Source organism: Ditibartonella choladocola, assembly GCF_002007565.1.
Taxonomy (GTDB): Bacteria; Pseudomonadota; Alphaproteobacteria; order Rhizobiales; family Rhizobiaceae; genus Bartonella; species Bartonella choladocola.
The window spans coordinates 962,250-985,188 of the sequence record NZ_CP015625.1; the positions used below are offsets into that span (position 1 = coordinate 962,250).

Consider the following 22,939-nt stretch of genomic DNA (forward strand, 5'->3'; position numbering starts at 1 on the left):
AATTTATCAAGTTAATGCAGTTTTTCTTGTTTTTTAATTTCAAATTGTATATGCCAAAGACAATTTCATCAATTTACGAACTCTTAGGAAAGGGGCATCTATGGCCCGCGTTACGGTAGAAGATTGTATTGATAAGGTTGATAACCGCTTTGAACTGGTGCTTTTGGCAGCTCACCGTGCCCGCCAAATATCACAAGGCGCTCAAATCACTGTTGATCGAGACAATGACAAGAATCCCGTTGTAGCTCTGCGCGAAATTGCTGACGAAACATTGTCACCGGCAGATCTTAAAGAAGATCTCATCCATTCGCTGCAGAAACATGTTGAAGTTGACGAGCCGGAGCCGGAGCCCGCTTTGATCGGTCACAGTGAAGAAGCGAACGACGTGTTCGGTTCAAATGGCGACAAGTCGGATGAGAAAGTTTCGTTCGATCATATGTCGGAAGATGAACTGCTGGCCGGTATTGAAGGTTTGGTTGCACCGGAAAAAAATGACGATTATTGATTATCAATCCACATTTTAATCATGATATATGCGCTACCTTGTTGGTAGCGCATATTTTTTGTGCTTTTTGATTATTGTATTGTTTTTTTCCGGTACAAGATAAGCATGTTATTATAAACTAAGCCTATTATCGAATAAAAGGAGTATGCCTCAATGATGCGTCAGTACGAGCTTGTCGAGCGTGTCCAACGTTACAAGCCTGACGTTAACGAAGCATTGCTTAATAAGGCTTATGTTTATGCCATGCGCAAGCATGGCTCGCAGAAACGCGCGTCCGGAGACCCATATTTTTCACACCCTCTGGAGGTTGCAGCTATCCTGACCGATATGCATCTTGACGAGGCGACGATAGCGGTTGCACTTCTTCATGATACAATAGAAGATACAAGCGCAACACGTGCGGAAATCGACCAGCTTTTCGGACCTGAAATCGGTAAATTGGTGGAAGGGCTGACGAAACTTAAAAAACTCGATCTGGTGTCGAAAAAAGCCATTCAGGCGGAAAATTTAAGAAAACTTCTTATCGCCATTTCGGAAGACGTAAGAGTGTTATTGGTCAAACTTGCCGACCGGTTGCATAATATGCGCACTCTTGGCGTGATGCGGGAAGAAAAACGCCGTCGCATTGCCGAAGAAACAATGGATATTTATGCACCGCTTGCCGGACGCATGGGTATGCAGGATATGCGTGAAGAACTTGAAGATCGCGCATTTTTTTATCTTAATCCTGAAGCTTATCGCGCAGTGACAGACCGTTTGGCCGACCTGTCGCAACGAAACCGCGATCTGTTGTCGACCATCGAAAATGAGTTGACCAAGCTTTTTGCCGAACATGGTATCAATGCTTATGTTAAAAGCAGGCAAAAAAAGCCTTATTCGGTTTTCCGTAAAATGGAAACAAAGGCGCTATCATTCGAGCAATTGTCGGATATTTACGGTTTTCGTGTGATTGTTGATAGTGTTGCCGATTGTTATCGTGCACTGGGCATTATCCACACAACCTGGCCTATGGTTCCGGGCAGGTTTAAAGACTATATTTCAATTCCCAAACAAAATGATTACCGCTCGCTTCATACAACAATCGTGGGGCCATCAAGACAACGTGTCGAACTGCAAATCAGAACACGGGAGATGGACGAGGTAGCGGAATATGGTGTAGCCGCACATTCCATTTACAAAGATCGCGGCTCGAATAATTCGCCAAGCAAACTCGAAAATGAAACCAATGCCTATGCATGGTTGCGCCAAACCATACAATCATTGTCCGAAGGGGATAATCCGGAAGAGTTTCTGGAACACACAAAACTGGAATTGTTTCAGGATCAGGTTTTTTGTTTTACTCCGAAAGGGCGCCTCATCGCCTTGCCGAAAGGGGCAACGCCGATTGATTTTGCTTATGCTGTCCATACGGATGTCGGTGATTCATGTGTCGGTGTAAAAATTAACGGGCGTATCATGCCGCTCATGACAACCCTTACCAATGGTGACGAGGTCGAGATTATACGCTCGAAAGCACAGGTTCCGCCGGCCGCATGGGAATCTCTTGTTGTGACCGGTAAAGCACGCGCCGCAATCAGGCGCGCTACACGAGTGGCTGTGCGCAAACAATATTCCGGCTTGGGAACGCGTATTCTTGAAAGAACATTTGAACGGGCAGGAAAACAGTTTTCCAAAGAAGAACTCAAGAAAGTTCTGCCGCGTCTGGCACGCCTTGATGTCGAGGATGTGCTTGCTGCGGTTGGACGTGGCGAGTTGCCTTCTGCCGATGTCGTCAAAGCTGTCTATCCCGATTATCAGGATAATCGCGCGCAACAAAAATCTTCGGCCGGTCCGCGTGAAGAAGGCTGGTTTAATATCCAGAATGCGCAAGGAATGTTATTCAAAGTGCCTGACGGTGACAAGACAAAACCTGTAGGGTCTTATCAGGAAGACCATGCACTGCCAATTCGCGGAACACACGGTGATGTTCCCGTGCGCTTTGCACCGGAAGGAGCTGTTCCGGGTGACAGAATTGTCGGCATTATGCAACCGGGAGCCGGCATTGTCATTTACCCTATACAGTCACCGGCGCTGAAAGCGTTTGATGACCAGCCTGAACGCTGGATAGATGTTCGTTGGGATATTGATGCTGCAATGACCGAACGTTTTCCGGCTCGTATCAGGGTACTTGCAATCAATTCGCCGGGTTCACTTGCCGAAGTATCGCAAGCAATAGCCAAGAATGATGCCAATATACAAAACCTTTCAATGGTTCGGACAGCTCCGGATTTTACAGAAATGATTATTGACCTTGAAGTATGGGATTTAAAACACTTGAACAGAATTCTAACTCAACTAAAAGAAGCGGCATCGGTAAGCACGGCCGAACGTGTCAATGGTTAACATATTTGTCTGTCGGGCATTTGGTCGGGCAGGAAAAAGGTTCGGCCCTATTTTTGGAACTGAAAACAATTGAAAAATGAAGTGGCGGATTACACCGCGAAAATGACTGAGGTTTATTCATGAATACGCAAGATGTGCTGGATATTTTTAAAAAAGCGGGTGCCATATTGGAAGGCCATTTCATTTTGACCTCCGGTCGGCATAGCGCAATCTATATGCAGAAAGCGAAAGTTTTCATGCATGCCGATATGACTGAAAAACTATGCCGTGCGCTTGCCGAAAAAATACGTGCAAATGTTGCGGGTAAGATTGATTACGTTGTAGGTCCGGCAATCGGCGGATTGATCCCGTCTTATGAAACATCGCGGCATCTTGGAGTGCCTTCTATTTGGGTTGAACGCGAAAACGGAAAATTCCGCCTTCGCCGGTTCGATATTCCTGAAGGTTCACGTGTGGTTATTGTGGAAGATATTGTGACAACGGGCCTTTCCATTCGCGAAACCATTGAAGCTATGCGTGAAGCGGGTGCCGATGTTGTCGCCGCCGCTTGTATTGTTGACCGCTCGGCAGGAAAAGTTGATGTCGGAGTGCCTCTTATTCCGCTAGCAGAATATGCTGTTCCTTCCTATCCGGCCGACCAAATACCGGAAGAATTGGCAAAAATACCGGCTGTCAAGCCTGGCAGCAGAAATATATAATTGTTTTCTTTAACTTTCATCTTATCTCATTTATGCTGAGTTGAGAAAAAGTCTGCGGGTATTCAACAATATCATTGATGGGTAGCAAATTTGACTTCTAGGACTGACGAATATTGTCCGGATTGTTCGGGGAACATCAAGGATGCGGGGCGTTGCCAATCATGTATGGTGCACGATTTGGCAGTGTGTGCGCCGCTGCACGATGAAGACTTGCTCGAACTTGAACATCTTAAAACGCGCGAGAGCTTTTCAACAGGGGATACTATTTTTCAGGAAGGTTGCCCACGAGAAAAAATATATACAATTGTTTCCGGCGCGGTGCGATTGGTGAAAACCTTGAATGATGGCCGACGTTGCATTACCGGATTTGCTTTTGCCGGTGATTTTCTGGGATTTATTGAAAGCGGCAATCATATTTTGACCGCCGAAGCCGTTACGCCGGTTCATGTCTGTTCGTTTGATCGGAAAATGATCGAAGCCTATCTTCGCGAACATTCCGAGGTTCGGGATCGTGTGCTTGATATGGCAAAAAATGCGTTGCAACGCTCATATGAGAACCAGCTTATATTAAGCAGGTTGTCGCCGGTCGAGAAAGTAGCGCGTTTTCTTTATGATCTCATCGGGCGTATGGAAGATAACCGGTTGAAGGCGTCACCTCTCACTTTGGCGATGAACAGAACAGATATTGCCGACCACCTCGGTTTAACAATCGAGACTGTGAGCCGCTGTTTTTCCAAACTGAAAGTGCAGGGGATAATAAAATTGATTTCTGCCAATCAGGTAGAAATTGTTGACAAGATGATGCTGAAACAGACAGCGGCAATTACCGGCGAGGTTGAATAACACCTTGTCGATGACTATTTTGTAGGGAATGTGAATTAACGGATCTCTTCAGCCAACAGGGAAGGATATAACATGAAAACGGAAACACTGTTGCATTACGCGACATTGGCGGTCCCGCGTTATACCTCCTATCCGACAGCTGCGGATTTTGTAACTGTCAGCGATGGACAGCGGGCAACATGGCTTGGTAAAATCAAGCCTGATGAAGCTGTTTCACTCTATATTCACGTGCCCTATTGCAGGCAGCTTTGCTACTATTGCGGTTGCCATGCGAAGGCAACAAGGAAGGATGATGCAATTGCCGGTTATGCGGATAGTCTTGTAAAAGATATAAGGCTACAGGCACAGCATTTACAGGGTAAGCCGCGCGTCGTGCATTTGCATTGGGGCGGCGGGACACCTTCGATTTTGCCGCGTCAATCTTTTCAGGCAATTATGGAAACGTTACACGAATTTTTTGCATTTGATGAAAAGGCAGAACATGCCATCGAGCTTGATCCGCGGACCGTTACCCGTGACCTTGTCAATACCTTGTTGGAAATGGGTGTCAATCGGGCAAGTCTTGGTGTGCAGGATGTAAACCCGCAGGTTCAAAAAGCAATCGGGCGAATCCAGCCGGCGGCGGTGGTTAAACGGTCTGTCGATTATCTGCGCGAGGCAGGAATTGAACATATCAATTTCGATTTGATCTATGGTCTGCCGCTTCAAACAATCGAAACACTCAACGAGACATGCCGGACAATCGGTGACTATCGTCCGAACCGTATAGCCTGCTATGGTTATGCACATTTGCCGAAAAGACGTGCCAACCAGCGGCTTATTGATGCCGCATTGTTACCTGGTCCGCTTGAGCGTTTTTATCAGGCCGAGGCAGTTGAAAAAAATCTCGTCGCGTCGGGATATATGCCGATAGGCATAGATCATTTTGCTCTACCTGATGATAATTTGGCAATTGCTGCCAAACAACATAATTTGCATCGAAATTTTCAAGGCTATACCGACGATGATTGTCCGGTTTTGATCGGATTCGGTTGTTCTTCCATCTCCGAGTTCCACGACGGTTTTGCCCAGACAGTTGCCGGTATCGCGCAATATCGGCGCACAATTGATGCAAATGAAATGGCAACAGTTCGCGGTATTGCAATAAATGATGATGATCGGCTACGCAGTGCGATGATTGCCGAACTTATGTGCAACTTCAAACTGGATCTCTCGAAATTCGGTGGCAAAGAAAAATTTGCCGATGCTCTTGAACGACTTAAACCGATCATTGCTGACGGATTGGCGCTCGAACACAACGGCCTTATCGAGATGACAGACGAAGGTCGCCCCTTTGTTCGCGCAGTTGCCAGCCTGTTTGATGCCTATAGACAGCAAAATATCGCACAGTTCAGTGCTGCTGTGTAATAATCAATCGGGTTACGCAATATCAAGGCAATATCAGGCTGGTGATATTTTCTTGTCGTCGGGGTGGTGTTTTACGTCAAGCATGGCCTGTGCGTATTTTGGGAAGAAAAACCGCAATAAGTCCCAAAGCCGGCATATAAGAGCAAATTTCAAACATGGTTTGTGCCCCCACAATATCCATCACACGACCAAGTGCGGCAGCCGATAAAGCTCCGATTCCAAAGGAAAGACCAAAGAACAGCCCTGCGACAGTTCCGACTTTTCCAGGCAGCAGTTCCTGTGCAAAAACCACGATTGCCGGAAATGCCGAAGCCAGAATCATTCCGATAATCACGGTAAGAATCGCTGTGAAAGGCAAGTTCACATAGGGCAGAATGACAGTAAAAGGAAATACGCCCAGAATTGATACCCAGATGACTGTTCTTGCGCCGATTCGATCGCCAATGGGGCCACCGAATATTGTGCCTATCGCGATTCCGCCAAGATAAAGAAATAACAGAAGTTGCGCCTGATGAAGACTGACGCCGAATTTCTCCATTGTGTAAAACATATAATAATTCTGCATGCTGGCCATGTATACATATTTGGCAAACATCAAACCGACAAGAACGAACAAGGCGTTACGAACCTGCGCTTTGGGCAGATGATGTCGATCGGCGGAGGCTTTTTTGGTCAAACGTCTTTTGAGGTTATTGGCATACCAGTGGCTTACAAAAGTCAGAATGATGATACCAAAAAAGGCAAGAATGGAAAGCCAGCCGATGCGTTGTTGCTGGCTTATGAAAACCGCTGCAATGACCGGACCGATTGCCGAACCGCAATTGCCGCCAACCTGAAAAATTGATTGTGCCACACCATATTTCCCGCCGGATGCCAGACGCGCAACGCGCGAAGCTTCGGGATGAAAAATGGAAGAACCTAGCCCCACAAAGGCCGAACCGATCAATAATATGTAATAATGATGTGCATTAGCGAGCAGAAGAAGCCCGACCATGGTTGACGCGGAAGCAAAAGGCAGTGAATAGGGACTGGGTTTTTTATCTGTATAAAAGCCGATAACCGGTTGTAAAACCGAACCGGTCATTTGATAAACAGCCGTAATAATACCTATCTGGAGAAAGGTGAGGCCATAGTTTTCGCGTAAGATCGGATAAATTGCCGGAAGCATGGATTGCATGACATCATTGAGAAAATGTCCACAACTGACGGCCAGGATGATTGAAATGAATGTGGTTTCCACTTGTCGATCAGCATTGCTGTTTATTATGCTCATGGCTTCCTCACTCCCGTGGAAGGATATTTTTTAACTTTAAAAAAATAGTCGGCAAGATAAAAACTGTCGGGTAAAGTGATTGTGTTTTTGTATAGAAGTGAATTTTTTAAGTGAGGGCAATAATTTGAATATTAAACATTGTTTCCGGCTTTCAGGGCGTTTATGACAAAAAAATGCTTTTTCGCCGAAGAAAACCTGTAAGTTTCCTGGAACGCGTACGTTTGTGGCTTTGGCCACGGCGTTCATTTTCGCGTTCTTTGAAATATTATGGAAAACGCCTGCTACGCATCTCTGCTACACCGCATCAAGTGGCATTGGGGTTAGCAATCGGTGTATTGGCGGCAAGCTCGCCATTATTCGGCTTTCACATTATTCTGGCCGGTATTGTAACATGGCTTTTGCGCGGCAATGTGGCTGCTGCTATTCTCGGAACAATGCTATCCAACCCGTTGACATTCTTGCCGATAGTCATGCTCGACTATAAACTCGGACATTTCTGTTTTGCACTTTTTGGCAATGTCGACGGAATACCTCTCACCGAAATCAGAGCAATGTTCGAGGGGCTGTCTGTCTCGCAAGCCTGGGTCATACTTCTTGAAGCATGGGACACGGTGATGAAACCCATTCTGTTTGGCGGACTTATACTCGGATTGTTTTTGGGAAGTCTGGCCTATATTTGTGCTTATCGGGCAACAGCACGCTTCCAGAAGCACCGGCAGGAGAAAATGGCTGAAAAAGTTCGTATGCGGTTGAAAAAAGACCAGAAACAGGGTGCTTGATAGTGATTATAGGCATCGGCAATGATATGATCGATATTCGCAGGGTTGAAAAGACACTTGCGCGCCATGGAACACGTTTTATTGATCGTATTTTTACGCCGATCGAACAGAAAAGATCGGAAGGCCGGAAGAATCGTGTTGCGTCATATGCGAAGCGGTTTGCCGCCAAAGAAGCCTGTGCCAAGGCACTTGGTACCGGAATTTCGCGCGGTGTCTGGTGGAAAGATATGGGGGTTGTCAATTTGCCGGGTGGCAAACCCACAATAATGCTCACCAATAACGCGAAAATATTTCTTGATAAAATGACACCTGAAGGACATAAAGCTGTGATCCACTTGACAATTACAGACGATTTTCCTTGGGCTCAAGCTTTCGTCATTATCGAGGCAGTCTCTCTTGGAGATATTGCTTGAAACGTTATACCAATAACCGAAATCCATAAACAATAGAGTGAGCTTTATTATAAAAGGCAAAATGGAAATGAACGAAATGGAAAACACCACTCTTTCTCCCAAAGACAAAAAAAGCGGGGGAGCTGGCGAATTTATCTCTATTGTCATACAGGCGCTCATTATTGCTGTTCTGTTTCAAACCGTTCTTTTCCAGCCCTTCACAATACCTTCGGGGTCGATGCGCCCGACATTGCTTGTCGGCGATTATCTTTTTGTTTCCAAATATGCCTATGGTTATTCACGTTATTCTATACCGTTCTCGCCCGATCTGTTTTCGGGACGTATTTTCGGCAGTGAACCGAAAAGGGGCGATATTATTGTGTTCCGCCCGCCGAACCGAATAAACGATTATTATATCAAGAGACTTGTAGGCCTCCCCGGTGACAGGATACAGGTTCGCAACGGTACGCTTTATATTAACGATGAAGCAGTACCGCGTAAACTCGTCGGACAAATTACCAATGCCGATGTGACCGAAGTTTCAAGACCTGTCGATGTTTACCGCGAAACCATGCCGAATGGCGTGACCTATAATACACTCGATATGGAGTTTTATCCCGAACTCGACGATACCAAAGTGTTCGAGGTGCCAGAAGGCTATTATTTTATGATGGGGGATAATCGTGACCGCTCGGACGACAGCCGCATGAATGTCGGCTATGTCCCATACGAGAATTTGGTCGGCCGCGCCAATCTTATTTTCTTTTCGATAGGAAACGGTGCAAGTGCATGGAAAATCTGGCGCTGGCCAGTAGATATAAGGTGGAGCAGATTGTTTTCGTCGGTGAACACAATCAAATATTTTCCGCCTGATAAATAGGTATGAAGATGGATCACCAAAAAGTCGAAAAACTGGAAAAATCGACAGGCCACAAATTTTTGAACGAAGAACGTTTAAGACGTGCTCTGACACATTCGAGCGTTCAGGATCAAACACATGGCAATTATGAAAGGCTGGAATTTTTAGGCGATAGGGTGCTGGGACTGCTTGTCTCCGAAATGCTTTTCAGGTTCTACCCGCGTGCCAGTGAAGGTGAACTGTCTGTTCGCTTGAACGGGCTTGTCAATGCGGTGACTTGTGCCGAAATTGCGCAAGAAATCGGTTTGCCCGATATTGTCTATGTGGGCGCCGAAATGAAAAATCTTGATGAACGAAGATTGGCAAATATGCACGCCGATGTTGTCGAGGCGTTGATTGCGGCGATGTATCTTGACGGGGGGCTTGATGCGGTGCGCCCCTTTATTCGTCGATATTGGGAAGAGCGTGCCCGTCAATCGGGTGCTGCCCGCAGAGATGCAAAAACCGAATTGCAGGAATGGGCGCATACGCAAAATGGAGCGCAACCGCAATATAGGGTGCTTAAACGGCATGGGCCGGATCATGACCCGATTTTCGATATAGAGGTTCGGGTTTCCGGATTTGCTCCGGAAACGGGGCGTGGACGGTCGAAGCGGGAAGCCGAACGGAATGCAGCAGAAAAACTTCTGGTACGCGAAGGTGTCTGGAAAGAAACCGAAAGTCAAAAAGATGAATGATAATCAAAAGACCCGTTCCGGTTTTGTTGCTTTGATCGGCGCTTCCAACGTCGGTAAATCAACACTTGTCAACCGTCTGGTGGGAACAAAAGTATCGATCGTCACGCATAAAGTTCAAACGACGCGTGCGCTTGTTAAAGGTATTATCATTCACGACAATGCACAAATTGTGCTTATTGACACACCGGGAATTTTTCTCCCTAAACGACGTCTTGACCGGGCGATGGTCACAACCGCCTGGAGCGGTGCAAAAGACGCCGATATTGTACTTGTTCTGGTTGACGCGACCAAAGGTCTGGACGAAGAAACAGAAGAGGTGTTTACGTCACTTTCCAGAATAAAACAGGAAAAAATACTGGTTATCAATAAAGTTGATGCTGTGCCTCGTCCATCGCTCCTTGAACTTGCACAAAAGTTGAATGAAGGCCAACAGTTTTCCGAAACCTTCATGATTTCCGCGTTGAAGGGCACCGGTTGTGACGATTTGCTTGATTGTCTGGCAAAAAAGCTGCCGGAAGGCCCATGGTATTATCCGGAAGATCAGATATCCGATATGCCGATGCGGCAACTCGCAGCAGAAATTACGCGTGAAAAGCTTTATATGCGTTTACATAACGAGTTGCCTTATGCTTCCACGGTAGAAACCGAGAGCTGGGAAGAAAGACCTGATGGATCGGTCAAGATCAACCAGATCATCTATGTCGAGCGCGAGGGGCAGAAAAAGATTGTTTTGGGTACCAAAGGTGAAGCGATCAAAGCAATAGGGCAGGCAGCCCGAAAGGAACTGATGGAAATTCTCGAGCAAAAAGTGCATCTGTTCCTCTTTGTCAAAGTGCGTGACCATTGGAGTGATGATCCGGAACGCTATCGCGAAATGGGATTGGATTATTCAAACTAGCGATGCAATGGAAAGAACAGGCTTTTATTCTTGGCACGAGGCAGCATGGTGAAACGAGCGCCATTGTTGAAGTGTTAACCCGTTCTCACGGTCGGCATCTGGGGCTGGTCAAGGGCGGGAGATCGCGCAAGATGAGTGCTGTTCTCCAGCCGGGAAACAAAGTTATTGCCGATTGGTGGGCAAGGCTTGATGAACATCTCGGTATTTTTAAACTCGAACCGGTTGATTTCAATGCATCTCGTATGATGCTGGAGCCACACGCTTTATACGCTTTGCAATTGGCTGCCGCCCATATCAGGCTTCTGCCGGAACGCGATCCTTATCCGGCACTCTACGATATATTTGAACTGTTGATCGAAAATAGCGATAGCGAACTTATCGTCGGTGAATTGATGGTGAGATTCGAGATGCGGTTGCTGGAGGCCATGGGTTTCGGGCTTGATCTATCAAAATGCGGAGCAACCGGAACACGCGAAAATTTGAAATATGTCTCGCCAAAAACTGCGCGGGCCATTTGTGCAGAAGCAGGAGCGCCATGGAAAGACAAACTGTTACCTCTTCCCGAATTTCTGTTAAAAAAATCGGGACGACCGGAAGGGGTTGAAGACATAAAAAACGGCTTTCTGTTAACCGGTTATTTTTTAATGCGTAATGTCTGGAACGCGCGCGGCATTGAACCGCCGAAGGTTCGCGATCGTTTTATTGAAATGCTTTCGCGTGTTTTTGAAGGCGATTGATTGAGGTTCTGTTCATTGCGGGCAGATCATATTTGGCGAAATTAACAATGAAATTTGTAAGGATAATAATCTTGCCACGATTATTGCCGATAACCAAAGCAGATATATTTTAACAGAAAACTGTTCTTTTTGACTGAACCGGAAAGCAGAAGGTTTTTGAAAAGAGCAGAACAGTTCGGGGTTATAACGTGTAAAAAGCTATTTTTCGTTCCTGGAAAAGGGCATAGTTATCGGCCATAAAACAGTCGGTAAGACCGATCACTGTTCATTTCCGTTTTACATTTACGCTTTGTCGCGGATTGCATTGGAAAAACACTATATTTAGTATTTCTTTTACGAATCTCTGTTTTTTTAATGACAAGTTTGCAAAACTGGCAAACTGAACCGTCCGGCTGTATTATTGTTGTTTCATCTGAATATACGGTCTTGAAGATTGCATATGGCTTTGAAAATGTCCGGCTCTTTTAAAACAAAAAATTGTGTTCGTGGCACTTTTGTCGACATCTTCATCCGGCCAAATATCGCTACCAAGCAAACTCGGAAATCTCGGAATTTTGATTATAGAAGTTGCGCAATATCGGCCTATTGTCGGATGGAACCGCCTCGCGACTATATAAATTGAAAACATCACTGTAATGGAAAAACCAATGAAAAAACCGTTCAAGAAAATAATTTGTTTGGCATTTGTCGCGTCTGTCCTGTCGTCTACAGCAATGGCTGAATATATGACATCGGTCTTATCGCTTGATGACGCACGTGGATTGATTGCCAAGGGACATACGTCAGCGGATACATTAAAAGTCAATGTTTGTATGGCTGTTGTCGATCCGAGTGGTAGCCTTATTGCATTTGACCGGATGGATCGCGCACCATATGGTTGTGTTGATGCAGCCATTGCCAAAGCCAAATCGGCGGCTTTGTTCAGAGTGAAAACATCGGTCAATATGCAACGCGTCAACGGAGACGAACCCGCTATTGCCAGCACTCCGCATATGGTTCCTCTTGGTGGTGGTGTGCCGGTAACAAATAACGACATCGTTGTCGGCGCAGTCGGTGTGAGCGGCGCAACCAATGCAATGGAAGTAAAAATTGCCGAAGCAATGGTTGCCGGCTACGGTGTCATACCGGCAAAATAATTCCATTCGACATAGTTGTCGATTTTTGGTGGTCTCATCGCTTTAGCGGAATGCATGGACATGAAAATCTTCAATAGAATTGACGACCTTCGCCAGCAATTGGCAGAAGATAGAAAAGATGGCCGGACGATAGGTCTCGTCCCGACCATGGGGGCACTTCATAACGGTCATTTGTCACTTGTGTCGAAATCTCGGTCAATGTGTCAAAAAACCGTTGTTTCGATTTTTGTTAATCCCAAACAGTTCGGACAGGATGAAGATTTCAGCGCTTATCCTCGCGATCTGGCGGGGGATTGCACCTTGCTTGAAAAAGCCGGTGTCGATTATGTGTTTGCGCCTTCAGTAGAAGAAATGTGGCCGGAAGGAAACGCGACGTGTGTCGAAGTCGAAGGATTATCCGACATCCTGATTGGCAAATTGCGTCCCGGACACTTTCGGGGCGTCACCACAGTTGTCGCCAAGCTTTTCAATATTGCACAACCCGATTTGGCGTTTTTCGGCGAGAAAGATTATCAGCAGCTAGTTATCATCCGCCAAATGGTAAAAGATTTGTGCTTTCCGGTAAAAATAGAAAGTGTGCCTATTCTGCGCGATGAAGACGGCGTTGCAAGCTCTTCGCGCAATGCATTACTGACGCCGGAAGATCGCAAAGCCGCAATCGTTATTCCTCGAAGCTTGAAAGTCGCAGCCCGGCTTTTTCGCGAAGGGGAGCAAAAAATAGCCACTCTTCGTCAAAGAATTTCAGAGGTTTTGAATAGTGAACCACGAGCGAAACCGGAAGCAATAGATTTTCGTGATGCGGCGACACTGGAAGAAGTCGAAGACAGGATTGTTAAACCGGTCGTACTCTTGTTGACGGTGCGTTTTGGTTCTGTCAGGTTGATAGACCAATATCTATTCAAAGAGGGTGACAGAGAGTGAGCGCACAGAATGGCATCAAACGTGTAACAGTACCGGAAATCAGGGCAAGAAAAGGCGGCGAGCCGATTGTTTCGCTGACAGCCTATTCGGCCTATAGCGCGCGGATTGCCGATTCTTATTGCGACTTTCTGCTTGTCGGCGATAGTGTCGGCATGGTGGTTCATGGCTATGATTCAACTTTGCCCGTTACTGTCGATATGATGATTCTGCACGGGCAGGCTGTGGTTCGCGGCTCAAAACATGCGCTGGTTGTCGTTGATATGCCGTTCGGCTCCTATGAAAAGAGTCCCGAACAGGCTTTTTCAAATGCTTCCCGCATGATGTCCGAGACCGGTTGCGGCGCAGTCAAACTGGAGGGTGGCGCCGAAATGGCGAAAACTGTGCGCTTTCTGGCTCGTCGGGGAATACCGGTGATGGGGCATATCGGCCTGATGCCACAATACGTCAACAGCTTCGGTGGATTTAAAACGCAGGGCCGCCGTCAAAGTGACTGGCCTCGCATCGAGAGTGATGCCGCTGCAATTGCTGAAGCAGGAGCTTTTGCTTTGGTTCTCGAAGGTATTGTTGAACCCTTGGCGGCAAAAATAACACATGATTTATTTATTCCGACAATCGGCATCGGAGCTTCCAACCAATGTGATGGTCAAATTCTGGTTATGGAAGACATGCTCGGATTTGGTGACTCTGTTGCAAAATTTGTCCGCCGTTATTCCAATCTTGAACAGCAATATGGCGAGGCGATCAAACATTATGCCGATGATGTGAAAGCCCGCACCTTCCCTGGCCCGAACGAGACCTATGCAAAGCTCGACGAATAATATATTTTTTTCGTAAACGAAAATTCCCGCTTTAAAAACAGGCTGGACTATTTTACCTCATCCGGCCTGATTTTCGATAGGCAGAATAAAAGGTGTTCCTTCAAAAGCTTCTGCCCCGCGTCCAATATCCGCAATAGCGGCACTCATGCGCCCGCCGCGGCCGAGTATTTTATCAGCAAGTGCGACCATGAGTTTGTTAGGCGTGGCAGTAGCCGAATTTTGGCGTAGAAGTTTGGCAATGTCGGCTTCGCTTTTTTGCGGCTGGAGTGCACAGGCCATCAGAAATGCAGCCGCCGTTGAGCGTGATATTCCCAAAAAGCAATTTATCAGCAGCGGATGGGAACGGTTCCAGTTACCGGCAATATCAAGAAGCTTGTAAATTTCGGTTTCAGTGGGTGCAACAAGGCCGTCTTGCGGTTCATTAATATCATTGAATTCAAGGTAATAATGGCAATTTTCCGCAATCATGGCGGGGCGTTCCATTGCGGTGCCTTTATTCATCAAGGTAACAAGTTCGCGGGGAGAGTGCCGAAGGGCGGTTTCAGCCAATTTTGAAAGCGGTGATACGACAAGATAGGCCATCATTGCTTCCTTTCTTGTTCGATAGCGTTGAAACGGGCGAGAAACGCGCCCTCTATTTGCGGAGTTGGTCGTGGTACCAGATCAAGCCCTTCGGGTTTGATCGCATCAGGTTCGCCAAAATAACGGATTGCTTCTTCCTTGCTGAAGCCGGCAAGCCTTGTTGCTTCAAAAAATGCAGCAATACGATCGGCATGTTTTAATTGTTTTATGGTTTTTTTTGTGAGTTCGGTGGGAAGGCCGAAACGGATACGGATTGCGTCTTCAAGCCTTTTTTCTATGATTTCGTAACTCCCGCCCATAACCGCTTTGAAGGGCGAAATCATATCGCCAATGACATATTCAGGCGCATCATGGAGAAGCGCGAGTTGCTTTTCTTCGGCCGTTGCCGAGTGATTAAGGCGCCGGTAAATCTGTTCGACCAATAACGAATGTTGTGCAACAGAATAGGCATATTCGCCTTTTGTCTGTCCATTCCAGCGCGCAACACGTGCAAGACCGTGAGCAATATCGCTAATCTCGACATCAAGAGGAGATGGATTGATGAGATCCAGTCTTCGCCCTGACAACATGCGTTGCCAGGCACGGGCTTCTCCATTACGGGTTATTTCGGCATCAGCCATTCATTCACCTTCCGACACTTCATCGGGGAAACTGTAATTCATATTGGGTGCTATTGTCAGAGTTACGGGCACATTTTCCACGAAAAAAGGAATGTGTTTATCAATGCCTGCCTTCACCTTGTCAATCCGCACAATTGCCGAGGCATGGTTACCAATGACTGTGCCAAGATTGCCAATCGTTTTGCCGTCACATTCAATAGAACCCGCATTCGGAAGATTGTCTTTTCCTTCGACCACCAACATCCGGCGACGGATAGTGCCTCTATGGTGCATTCGCGACACCACTTCCTGTCCTATATAACATCCTTTTTTATAAGAAATGGCGCCGGTCTCGTCAAAATTGATGTCATGCGGGAAAACATCGCCGACATTAAAATCTTTTCCGCTTTCGGCAATTCCATATTTTATTCGCAGAAGATCCCATTGATCGGATGCTGTTTGCGAAAAGGGGCGGGCGGGCAGTTTTTTTCCATAAGTGCGGATAACTTTTTCTTGTGGCGGAAAGCGTTTATCGACAAAACTTGAATCACTTTCCGAAGTAGCTGAATCTTTTTGCCAGAAAATCCGGATAACCGATTCAGGAGATTCATTAATTTCCACTTTGGAACGCATTCGATAAAGGTTCAACCGTTTCATAAAATTGTCGGCAAGGCTCGCAGAAATATCAATGAGATAAGCAGTGTCGGACCGGCCAATCAGAAAATCGAAAAGCACTTTACCTTGTGGTGACAGTAAGGCGCCGGGCAATAGTTCGCCAACGCCGATTTTTTCGACATCGGTGGTTATCAGACGTTCCAAAAAATGCGTCCTATCATCGCCTGTAACAGTCAATAGACGGTGGTTTTCGAGGGTAAGAGAGCAGTGACTTTCAAGCATTTTCCTTGCCTTTCTTCTCGCATTTACGTAATCGGTATAGTTATGGGCTGCAAGGAGCAAAAGTAATGTCGAGAACATTTGATAGGATTTTTAAAGGCGGAACAGTTGTCAATCATGACGGGATCGGCCAAAGGGACATTGGCGTTGTTGATGGGCGCATCGCCGAAATTGGTGATTTGTCGGCTTGTTCGGCTGGTGAAACGGTTGATTGCACGGGGCTTCATATTTTGCCCGGAATGATTGATAGCCAAGTGCATTTTCGGGAACCCGGTGGCGAATATAAAGAAGATCTTGAAACCGGTTCACGGTCAGCCGTATTGGGCGGTGTGACAGCAGTCTTTGAAATGCCCAATACCAATCCTTTGACAACCAGTGAAGCAGCTCTCGCCGACAAAGTGAAACGTGGCTACCACCGCATGCATTGCGACTTTGCTTTCTGGGTCGGTGGAACGCATGAAAATGCCCGCGATGTCGGTGAACTCGAACGTTTGCCCGGTGCTGCCGGTATAAAGGTTTTCATGGGGTCATCAACGGGTAATCTGCTTGTTGCCGACGATGCGGGAGTGAAAGAAATACTCAAACATACCCGCCGTCGCGCAGCATTCCATTCCGAAGACGAAGCACGGCTTAATGAACGCAAACATTTGCGTGTCGAAGGTGACCCTTCATCCCATCCGGTCTGGCGCGACGTGGAAGCAGCCCTTCATTGCACGAAGCGTCTGGTCAAAATTGCACATGAAACCGGAGCACGCATTCATGTTCTCCATGTCTCGACGGCCGAGGAAATCGAATTTCTCAAAAATCATAAAGATGTTGCCACTCTAGAAGCAACACAGCACCATTTGACTTTGACAGCAGATGATTATGCGCGTTTGGGGACACTTATCCAGATGAACCCGCCAATCCGTGAAAGCCGCCATCGTGCCGGTATATGGTATGGCGTCAGACAAGGCATCATTGATGTTCTCGGTTCCGACCATGCGCCACACACATTGGAAGAGAAGCACAAAACCTATCCGGCATCACCTTCGGGCATGACAGGCGTTCAGACCACAGCAGCCATTATGCTCGATCACGTCAATGCCGGCAGACTTTCGCTTGAACGTTTTGTTGACCTCACCTCGCATGGCCCCAATCGTATTTTCGGTATCAGTCGCAAAGGGCGCATTGCCGCCGGTTATGATGCAGATCTGACAATTGTCGATTTGAAACGTGAAGAAGTTATTCGCAATGAACAGATCGGCTCGAAAGCCGGTTGGACACCCTATGACGGCAAGAAGGTCAAGGGGTGGCCGGTGGGAACCATTATTCGCGGAAAAACTGTCATGTGGCAGGGCGAAATTGTTACGCCATCGACCGGCGAACCGATCGAGTTTCTGGAATGTTTGCACCATACAAACTAAACGGTAATGACGATCACCACTATCGGCCTTGATGGCGATGATACACTTTGGCACAATGAAAAATCGTTTCGGGAGGCTGAACAGCACTTTGTTCAGCTTCTTGAAAATTGTGCCGATAAAGAAACAATTGAAAACGTCCTTTTTTCTACAATTTCGCGTAATATCGGTCTCTACGGCTACGGTTTTAAACCGTTCACACTTTCAATGATCGAGGCCGCAAACCTCATTTGCAAACGAACTATTCCCTCACATTTGATAAAAGAAATTCTCTCGCTTGGCCGCGGGATGATGGAACAGCCGGTGAAGCTCATTGATAATGTTGTCGAAATTCTTGAAACGCTCCATAAAAATTACCGTTTGCTGCTCGTAAGCAAGGGAGATCTTGTCGAACAAGCCCGCAAGTTGGCAAAATCGGGATTGGCCGATTATTTTGACAGAATTGAAATTGTCAGCCACAAAGACAAAGCTGTTTACGAAGAACTGTTGAAACGCAACGGACTCAACGCCAAAAACTTCGTAATGGTAGGAAATTCATTGAAATCGGATGTTTTACCGGCACTCGCGGCGGGTACCTTCGCCGTCTATATCCCTTATGAAATTACCTGGATTCATGAAATGGCAGATGAGCCCTATAATCATGAGGGATATTTCAAAGTTGAAAAAATCGCTCTTCTTCCTCCTCTCGTTCAGGCCATAAGCTCACAAAATAACGGCGTCGCGTAACGTTGAAAGTTTACCTTCACCTGTGTGGCGCAGGCAATTATCAGGTTCATACAGGAAATTGTCACGCGAAATTCTCAGGAGAAATCGTCAAGCTAAATTGTTTGGCGAAATTGGCGGGCGGTCAACAAAATCGCCTAATCACCGGTGACAAAAAAACGCCACGTACCGTCCGGTGTTATGCCGATCCGGAAAAATGAGTAAGTTCCGATTTCCTTCATCTCTTCAAGATCACCGGCCGTCATAATCTGGAATAGTTCAACGAGCTGTGGCTTTGACAGCTTGTCAATCGGCAAGGCTACAAAATAGGGCCAGACATAAATTTCCTCGTCATCTTCTTCGTCGAGATGAACATAACCGGAGTTCAAGAGATCAATCATGATAGCCATGGTTTCAAGGCCATCACCATCGCCGGAAAGCTGTTTTATATAAGCAATCGGATCTTTCACATTGTCGGAAACCGAAAGCTGGGTGGGATCACTACTTGTACCCAGTAACGGTTTAAGGTTGTTGACGTCACCGCTTTTTGCCGCATCAATAATTTTCTGCCGCATCAGTTTGACAGGGGCGGGCAATTTCTCGATGTCATATTCAACCTTGGGCGGTGTATCTGTGCTTTTTACCGCTTTGCTTTTTTTGGCTTCCGGCAAAGGAATGGGATTGGCAGAATCATCGACTTTCGGAATATCTGTTTTTACTTTCACACTCTCGTCGGTCAAATCGGTCGAGGCGAGTTCAAGCGAATTTGCAACCGGCGAGTAAAATAAAATACCACCCAAGAACGCGCAAAAAACAAATTTCTTCAATGATGTAAGACCTTTTATTGAATCGTTTTATGATCGCTTAATTCACCCCTTATGACTTTGTCATGCATACGGGACAATAATTTCAGTACCTGTTTTTCACTACGCGCCTGAAGCAGATATTTGAGCGCGGTATCAAATGCAGCTTCTGCGAGAATTTCCGGTTCAATTCCGTTGGAAATACCGCCCACCCACGCTTCTGATTGAAACTCGTGGGCTACATGTTTTTGCTCTTCGGCAATAATGGCCGGAAGGTCAGTATTCGATTGGCTCATCGGTGAACTCGTTATATCTGTGCTGTTCAGGAGCTTAGATTACCATAAAATCTTTGTCTGTCAGTCTTAATAGTCAAAAAGGGTTAATTGCCATAACGGTTCAAAAGCTCGTGCGAAAGGGCTGTTCCTTCCTTGATATAGCGACGATCAGCAGCAACAGCAGCTTTTGTGCATGTGTGATAATTGTCGGAAAAAGCACGATAGGCATTGTTGAAAGCCGCATAAAGGCGTGCACGGCGTGTCGGTGTCGGGTCTTCGGCTTTGATAAGCTCTTCCATCTTGTCGCGCCACAGAGGCGTCTTTTCACCACATAAATTGCGCAAATAATGGAGCGAGCCAAGGATTTCGGCAAGCCGCAACATTTTGGCATCATATTGGGGAACCGGTTCGGCATGAGCCGGAATTATCGACAAAAGAAAAGTAAAAATAACAAGGTGTTTCAAATACTTGTTCATTTTTCCGGACTCTTTTTGTTAGCAGGATTGAAGTTAAATCCGATTGCGATGATCTTTATAGGGCTTTTTGCGGTTTTCGGGCAATGTCAAAACGTCACTTTATAGCGGAATTGGAAAATGCTTTGAAAAATGGCCTTTTATCCGGTTTCGTTTTATTGTCTCCGGCTTTTTTGCCCGATATTATAAATCGGATATGAAAAATCTATCGGATAGGCCTTGGTCTTTTGATTCGGCGGCATATTTTGTTGTTACCTCGACTGTCGCCTGACGCGAACCGTTATTTTTTACATGATGAAAGCTCCCCTTTCTTGTGTGAAGACTATTTTGGAACTGGTGAATAAAGAAGGATTGCCATGTGTGGTCGCTACGAGCTTGCAGCCTCGAAAAACGAGGTTGCCAATGCTTTTGATGCCTGGATAGAAGAAGATTTTCCCAAGCGCTACAATATTGCGCCAACCCAACCAATTCTGGTTGTCAAAGCGCCGGAAGCCTTTCGTGATCGTTTCTCGAACAAGCCTGAACATGATGCTGTTCTGGTGCGCTGGGGTTTTATTCCTTCCTGGACAAAAAATCCCGATCAATGGCCGCTGACATTCAATATACGCTCTGAAACAGTTGCGGTGAAAAAGTCTTTTACCAACGCATTGCGACATCATCGTGTGATTATTCCGGCAACCGGCTTTTATGAATGGAAGAAACAGCCCCATGGCAAGTCACAACCTTATCATGTGGCTTTCAATGATAACGCCATTATCGGTTTTGCAGGGCTTATGGAAACGTGGAGTGGTCGTGAAGGTTCGCAAATTGATACCGCGGCTATTTTGACAACCGAGGCAAAAGCACCTTTAGCGGAAATTCATCATCGTATGCCGGTTATCGTTCGCAAGAAGGATATAGAAAGATGGCTTGATTGCCGGAATTATCGACCCGCCGACATTATGGATATTCTAAAAAACACGCCTGCCGAAGAACTTCATGTCTTCCCTGTATCCGATAAAATCAATAATGCAAATTATCCCTATAGCGACGTAAAAGCCAGGATAAGCGTTGTCGACGAGAACAACGACACCGGTGACCGGCTTAATCATAAGGCTGAAAAACAGCAAAATGAAAAACCGGACGATCGAAAACAGGGGAAAACTTTAAAGAATAAAGACCAGCTTGATCTTTTCTAAATGCTTCACTGAGATATTTAACATTATAAGGGTAAATGCCTTGACCATTTTTTTGTGGCTTGCCAAGGATCTGGTATTACCTGACAGATGAAAGATTATAGATGACCAGTTTGCATTTCTACAACACGCTCACAAGAACGAAAGAGGAATTCCATCCGATCGACGCTGACAAGGTGCGCCTTTATGTCTGCGGGCCTACAGTTTATGACTATGCCCATATCGGCAATGCACGTCCGGTTGTAGTTTTTGACGTGTTATTTCGTTTGCTGCGCCATGTTTACGGAAAAGAACATGTCATCTATGCCCGTAACATTACCGATGTCGACGATAAGATCAATGCACGTGCCGCCCGTGATTATCCCGAACTTCCGTTAAACGAGGCCATCCGTATTCTTACAGAAAAAACCAATAACCAGTTTCAGGAGGATGTGGCGGCTCTTGGCTGTCTTCCTCCGACAACCCAGCCACGTGCAACCGATAATCTTGATAATATGCGTGCGATGATCGAACGTCTGATTGAACGTGGTCATGCCTATGTTGCGGAAGATCATGTGTTGTTTTCTGTATCCAGCATGGGAGATCATCCCCGTTATGGTGCTCTTGCACGCCGGTCGCTTGATGAAATGATAGCGGGAGCCCGTGTTGATGTTGCCGCCTATAAGCGTGACGAAATGGATTTTGTTTTGTGGAAACCGTCAAAAGAGGGGGAACCGGGTTGGCCTTCTCCTGCGGGTATCAAAACCAGAGGGCGTCCGGGGTGGCACATAGAATGTTCGGCTATGTCGATGGCAAAATTATTGGTTCCCTTTGGCGGCGGCCTCACATGTGATAATCCGCAGAACAATGTTTTTGATATTCACGGCGGCGGCATAGATCTGGTTTTTCCCCACCATGAAAACGAAATTGCACAAAGTTGCTCGGCCTTTGGAACAGAGCGCATGGCAAATCTGTGGATGCATAACGGCTTTCTACAGGTTGAAGGGCAAAAAATGTCCAAAAGTCTGGGCAATTTCATCACGATTCATGATGTGTTGGAAACCGCACTTAATGAAGTATCGCCACAAGTTGACGAAAAACTGCGCCACCAGTGGGTGGGCCTCAGTGCGCGCCTTTCCATGTTGCAAACCCATTATCGCGAACCTTTAAACTGGACAGCACAGCGCCTTGCCGAATCAAGCAGCGAACTTTATCGCTGGTATGAATTATTGCGCCAGCAAAACGTTCGTTCCGGGGATGGTGCACCGGCAAGCGACGAGCTTGTCGAAGCTTTGGGCGAAGATCTCAATTGCTGGAGCGCCATTACCTTTTTGCGTCAGTATTATAAATCGCAAAATGTTGCAGCTCTCAAATCCGGCATGGAGCTTTTGGGCTTGTTGAATGAAACATGGCTTAATGACAAAGATTGCCTGCTCTTTAACAGACAAAGCGAAATAGATAGCCAATTTGTCGAGAGCCAAATTGCCAAACGCTTGTCGTTTATAAAAGACAAAAATTGGGCAGAAGCCGACCGCATCAGAGACGAGCTTCTCAAGAAAGATATAGTGCTGAGGGACGAAAAAAATCCGCAGACAGGCGAACGCGTGACACATTGGGAAATGAAACATTAATCCCGCCAGAATTCGCCACTGGCAATGATAAAGAAGGT

General features: G+C 46.4%; 25 protein-coding genes. 18 read left to right on the top strand and 7 right to left on the bottom strand.

All coding sequences use genetic code 11. The features are described from left to right. Positions 1-100 precede the first annotated feature (100 nt). The 5 genes from rpoZ (at position 101) to hemN (ending at position 5,835) form a co-directional block, all read left to right on the top strand. Entirely contained in the window at positions 101-505 is a 405-nt protein-coding gene (gene rpoZ / locus BBC0122_RS04255; protein WP_077991641.1) for a DNA-directed RNA polymerase subunit omega, read from the top strand. A 153-nt stretch (positions 506-658) separates the two neighbouring features. After that, positions 659-2,887: a RelA/SpoT family protein gene (locus BBC0122_RS04260; RefSeq protein ID WP_077991643.1), complete on the top strand. Its 2,229-nt coding sequence runs from the start codon at positions 659-661 to the stop codon at positions 2,885-2,887. Between the two features lie 119 nt (positions 2,888-3,006). After that, positions 3,007-3,585, top strand: a complete 579-nt coding sequence (gene pyrE, locus BBC0122_RS04265; protein ID WP_077991645.1) for an orotate phosphoribosyltransferase — start codon at positions 3,007-3,009, stop codon at positions 3,583-3,585. Between the two features lie 90 nt (positions 3,586-3,675). Next, a complete protein-coding gene (locus BBC0122_RS04270; RefSeq protein ID WP_149866636.1) occupies positions 3,676-4,428 on the top strand; it encodes a helix-turn-helix domain-containing protein in 753 nt (250 codons plus the stop codon). 72 nt (positions 4,429-4,500) lie between these two features. After that, positions 4,501-5,835, top strand: coding sequence for an oxygen-independent coproporphyrinogen III oxidase (hemN, locus tag BBC0122_RS04275; protein ID WP_077991648.1), 1,335 nt, complete (start codon positions 4,501-4,503; stop codon positions 5,833-5,835). A gap of 76 nt (positions 5,836-5,911) precedes the next feature. Here hemN and BBC0122_RS04280 read toward each other — a convergent pair whose 3' ends face one another. Beyond that, a complete protein-coding gene (locus BBC0122_RS04280) occupies positions 5,912-7,108 on the bottom strand; it encodes an MFS transporter (RefSeq protein WP_077991650.1) in 1,197 nt (398 codons plus the stop codon). 173 nt (positions 7,109-7,281) lie between these two features. On the opposite strand from BBC0122_RS04280, the gene BBC0122_RS04285 reads away from it, so the two are divergent. The 9 genes from BBC0122_RS04285 to panB all read left to right on the top strand — a co-directional run bounded on the left by BBC0122_RS04285 (position 7,282) and on the right by panB (position 14,385). After that, complete coding sequence (locus BBC0122_RS04285) at positions 7,282-7,887, top strand: DUF2062 domain-containing protein (protein ID WP_077991653.1); 606 nt, start codon at positions 7,282-7,284, stop codon at positions 7,885-7,887. A gap of 2 nt (positions 7,888-7,889) precedes the next feature. Continuing rightward, positions 7,890-8,300, top strand: a complete 411-nt coding sequence (gene acpS, locus BBC0122_RS04290; RefSeq protein ID WP_077991654.1) for a holo-ACP synthase — start codon at positions 7,890-7,892, stop codon at positions 8,298-8,300. 67 nt (positions 8,301-8,367) lie between these two features. After that, complete coding sequence (lepB, locus tag BBC0122_RS04295) at positions 8,368-9,159, top strand: signal peptidase I (protein ID WP_077991656.1); 792 nt, start codon at positions 8,368-8,370, stop codon at positions 9,157-9,159. Positions 9,160-9,167: 8 nt separating this feature from the next. After that, entirely contained in the window at positions 9,168-9,875 is a 708-nt protein-coding gene (rnc, locus tag BBC0122_RS04300) for a ribonuclease III (protein ID WP_077991657.1), read from the top strand. Continuing rightward, positions 9,868-10,773, top strand: coding sequence for a GTPase Era (gene era, locus BBC0122_RS04305; protein ID WP_077991658.1), 906 nt, complete (start codon positions 9,868-9,870; stop codon positions 10,771-10,773). The genes rnc and era overlap by 8 nt, the downstream gene beginning before the upstream one ends. Before the next feature lie 2 nt (positions 10,774-10,775). Continuing rightward, a complete protein-coding gene (gene recO / locus BBC0122_RS04310) occupies positions 10,776-11,510 on the top strand; it encodes a DNA repair protein RecO (RefSeq protein WP_077991662.1) in 735 nt (244 codons plus the stop codon). A 647-nt stretch (positions 11,511-12,157) separates the two neighbouring features. Beyond that, entirely contained in the window at positions 12,158-12,646 is a 489-nt protein-coding gene (locus BBC0122_RS04320; RefSeq protein ID WP_077991666.1) for a GlcG/HbpS family heme-binding protein, read from the top strand. Positions 12,647-12,706: 60 nt separating this feature from the next. Further along, entirely contained in the window at positions 12,707-13,567 is an 861-nt protein-coding gene (panC, locus tag BBC0122_RS04325) for a pantoate--beta-alanine ligase (RefSeq protein ID WP_077991668.1), read from the top strand. After that, positions 13,564-14,385 carry a 3-methyl-2-oxobutanoate hydroxymethyltransferase gene (gene panB / locus BBC0122_RS04330; protein WP_077991671.1) on the top strand — a complete coding sequence of 274 codons (822 nt, stop codon included), beginning with the start codon at positions 13,564-13,566 and terminating at the stop codon, positions 14,383-14,385. Before panC ends, panB begins: the two co-directional genes overlap by 4 nt. Before the next feature lie 57 nt (positions 14,386-14,442). Here panB and BBC0122_RS04335 read toward each other — a convergent pair whose 3' ends face one another. Genes BBC0122_RS04335 through ygfZ form a run of 3 tightly spaced genes read right to left on the bottom strand, consistent with a single transcriptional unit; the run spans position 14,443 to position 16,463 of the window. Further along, the gene (locus BBC0122_RS04335; RefSeq protein WP_335617820.1) at positions 14,443-14,970 is read right to left on the bottom strand and encodes a tyrosine phosphatase family protein; all 528 of its coding nucleotides are present in this window, start codon (positions 14,968-14,970) and stop codon (positions 14,443-14,445) included. Next, positions 14,967-15,587 (bottom strand): HD domain-containing protein, encoded by a 621-nt coding sequence (locus BBC0122_RS04340; RefSeq protein WP_077991674.1) that lies wholly within the window; start codon positions 15,585-15,587, stop codon positions 14,967-14,969. The genes BBC0122_RS04335 and BBC0122_RS04340 overlap by 4 nt, the downstream gene beginning before the upstream one ends. Then, positions 15,588-16,463 carry a CAF17-like 4Fe-4S cluster assembly/insertion protein YgfZ gene (gene ygfZ, locus BBC0122_RS04345; RefSeq protein ID WP_077991675.1) on the bottom strand — a complete coding sequence of 292 codons (876 nt, stop codon included), beginning with the start codon at positions 16,461-16,463 and terminating at the stop codon, positions 15,588-15,590. A gap of 65 nt (positions 16,464-16,528) precedes the next feature. On the opposite strand from ygfZ, the gene BBC0122_RS04350 reads away from it, so the two are divergent. Both BBC0122_RS04350 and BBC0122_RS04355 read left to right on the top strand, forming a co-directional pair. Continuing rightward, on the top strand, positions 16,529-17,866 hold the full coding sequence (locus BBC0122_RS04350; protein ID WP_077991677.1) for a dihydroorotase: 1,338 nt from the start codon (positions 16,529-16,531) through the stop codon (positions 17,864-17,866). A gap of 6 nt (positions 17,867-17,872) precedes the next feature. Continuing rightward, a complete protein-coding gene (locus tag BBC0122_RS04355) occupies positions 17,873-18,589 on the top strand; it encodes an HAD family hydrolase (RefSeq protein WP_077991678.1) in 717 nt (238 codons plus the stop codon). A 134-nt stretch (positions 18,590-18,723) separates the two neighbouring features. Here the strand turns inward: BBC0122_RS04355 and BBC0122_RS04360 are convergent, their stop codons facing one another. The 3 genes from BBC0122_RS04360 to BBC0122_RS04370 all read right to left on the bottom strand — a co-directional run bounded on the left by BBC0122_RS04360 (position 18,724) and on the right by BBC0122_RS04370 (position 20,119). Beyond that, a complete protein-coding gene (locus BBC0122_RS04360; protein WP_225868149.1) occupies positions 18,724-19,392 on the bottom strand; it encodes a hypothetical protein in 669 nt (222 codons plus the stop codon). 14 nt (positions 19,393-19,406) lie between these two features. After that, positions 19,407-19,664: a hypothetical protein gene (locus BBC0122_RS04365; protein WP_077991680.1), complete on the bottom strand. Its 258-nt coding sequence runs from the start codon at positions 19,662-19,664 to the stop codon at positions 19,407-19,409. Positions 19,665-19,747: 83 nt separating this feature from the next. Then, complete coding sequence (locus BBC0122_RS04370; RefSeq protein WP_077991687.1) at positions 19,748-20,119, bottom strand: TIGR02301 family protein; 372 nt, start codon at positions 20,117-20,119, stop codon at positions 19,748-19,750. A gap of 353 nt (positions 20,120-20,472) precedes the next feature. On the opposite strand from BBC0122_RS04370, the gene BBC0122_RS04380 reads away from it, so the two are divergent. Together BBC0122_RS04380 and cysS are read left to right on the top strand one after the other, a co-directional pair. Then, positions 20,473-21,294, top strand: a complete 822-nt coding sequence (locus tag BBC0122_RS04380) for an SOS response-associated peptidase (protein ID WP_077991690.1) — start codon at positions 20,473-20,475, stop codon at positions 21,292-21,294. A gap of 101 nt (positions 21,295-21,395) precedes the next feature. After that, entirely contained in the window at positions 21,396-22,901 is a 1,506-nt protein-coding gene (gene cysS, locus BBC0122_RS04385) for a cysteine--tRNA ligase (RefSeq protein ID WP_077991691.1), read from the top strand. The last annotated feature ends 38 nt before the right edge of the window (positions 22,902-22,939 follow it).

Coding starts and splice junctions, on each gene's coding strand:
- rpoZ (WP_077991641.1), top strand. CDS start 101: ATGGCCCGCGTTACGGTAGAAGATTGTATTGATAAGGTTGATAACCGC.
- BBC0122_RS04260 (WP_077991643.1), top strand. CDS start 659: ATGATGCGTCAGTACGAGCTTGTCGAGCGTGTCCAACGTTACAAGCCT.
- pyrE (WP_077991645.1), top strand. CDS start 3,007: ATGAATACGCAAGATGTGCTGGATATTTTTAAAAAAGCGGGTGCCATA.
- hemN (WP_077991648.1), top strand. CDS start 4,501: ATGAAAACGGAAACACTGTTGCATTACGCGACATTGGCGGTCCCGCGT.
- BBC0122_RS04280 (WP_077991650.1), bottom strand. CDS start 7,108: ATGAGCATAATAAACAGCAATGCTGATCGACAAGTGGAAACCACATTC.
- BBC0122_RS04285 (WP_077991653.1), top strand. CDS start 7,282: ATGCTTTTTCGCCGAAGAAAACCTGTAAGTTTCCTGGAACGCGTACGT.
- lepB (WP_077991656.1), top strand. CDS start 8,368: ATGAACGAAATGGAAAACACCACTCTTTCTCCCAAAGACAAAAAAAGC.
- rnc (WP_077991657.1), top strand. CDS start 9,168: ATGGATCACCAAAAAGTCGAAAAACTGGAAAAATCGACAGGCCACAAA.
- era (WP_077991658.1), top strand. CDS start 9,868: ATGAATGATAATCAAAAGACCCGTTCCGGTTTTGTTGCTTTGATCGGC.
- recO (WP_077991662.1), top strand. CDS start 10,776: ATGCAATGGAAAGAACAGGCTTTTATTCTTGGCACGAGGCAGCATGGT.
- BBC0122_RS04320 (WP_077991666.1), top strand. CDS start 12,158: ATGAAAAAACCGTTCAAGAAAATAATTTGTTTGGCATTTGTCGCGTCT.
- panC (WP_077991668.1), top strand. CDS start 12,707: ATGAAAATCTTCAATAGAATTGACGACCTTCGCCAGCAATTGGCAGAA.
- BBC0122_RS04335 (WP_335617820.1), bottom strand. CDS start 14,970: ATGATGGCCTATCTTGTCGTATCACCGCTTTCAAAATTGGCTGAAACC.
- BBC0122_RS04340 (WP_077991674.1), bottom strand. CDS start 15,587: ATGGCTGATGCCGAAATAACCCGTAATGGAGAAGCCCGTGCCTGGCAA.
- ygfZ (WP_077991675.1), bottom strand. CDS start 16,463: ATGCTTGAAAGTCACTGCTCTCTTACCCTCGAAAACCACCGTCTATTG.
- BBC0122_RS04350 (WP_077991677.1), top strand. CDS start 16,529: ATGTCGAGAACATTTGATAGGATTTTTAAAGGCGGAACAGTTGTCAAT.
- BBC0122_RS04355 (WP_077991678.1), top strand. CDS start 17,873: ATGACGATCACCACTATCGGCCTTGATGGCGATGATACACTTTGGCAC.
- BBC0122_RS04365 (WP_077991680.1), bottom strand. CDS start 19,664: ATGAGCCAATCGAATACTGACCTTCCGGCCATTATTGCCGAAGAGCAA.
- BBC0122_RS04370 (WP_077991687.1), bottom strand. CDS start 20,119: ATGAACAAGTATTTGAAACACCTTGTTATTTTTACTTTTCTTTTGTCG.
- BBC0122_RS04380 (WP_077991690.1), top strand. CDS start 20,473: ATGTGTGGTCGCTACGAGCTTGCAGCCTCGAAAAACGAGGTTGCCAAT.
- cysS (WP_077991691.1), top strand. CDS start 21,396: ATGACCAGTTTGCATTTCTACAACACGCTCACAAGAACGAAAGAGGAA.